The organism is Paraburkholderia sp. BCC1876 (assembly GCF_902833695.1).
Taxonomy (GTDB): domain Bacteria; phylum Pseudomonadota; class Gammaproteobacteria; order Burkholderiales; family Burkholderiaceae; genus Paraburkholderia.
Genome location: NZ_CADFGI010000059.1, coordinates 1 through 509, shown reverse-complemented (window position 1 = coordinate 509; position 509 = coordinate 1). Strand labels below are relative to the sequence as shown.

At 65.6% G+C, this 509-nt stretch carries 1 pseudogene; it reads right to left on the bottom strand.

The features are described 5' to 3' along the window. Positions 1–387: pseudogene (locus tag HWY05_RS37755) on the bottom strand (ABC transporter permease); the annotation flags it as partial. Positions 388–509: the final 122 nt, after the last annotated feature.

The following is a 509-nucleotide window of genomic DNA, read 5'->3' as shown; positions in this document are numbered from 1 at the left end:
CGCGCAGCCGAGCCAGACGAAGGACATGCCGAGCGTCACCACGATCGCCGACAGCCGGCGCAGCTCGATCAGCGCGCCGCACAGCGCGTAGGCGGCGATCGCCAGCAGGTAGAGCAGGATCGCGAGCCAGGGCGAGGACGGCAGCACGATCGCGCCGATCGCCGCGTTCATCGACACGAAGGGGCCGATCGACAGGTCCAGGTCGCCGATCGAGATGAACATCATCTGCGCGAGCGTGGCGAAGATCAGCGGGATCGCCGAGCCGAGCAGCAGGGTCAACCCCATGTAGGACAGCGACATCGGCTGGTTCCTGACGATCAGCGCCAGCAGCACCACGAAGGTCAGGGCCGACAGCAGCCGCGACGCGGGAAAGTGAATGCGTTTCATGCGGCCGCCTTGAAGGAAAGACGCAGCACCTCGGCCTCGCTCAGCTCGTCGGCCGAGATCTCGCCGACGATTTCGCCCTCGTTCATCACGTAGATGCGGTCGCAGTGGTACAGCTCCTCGAA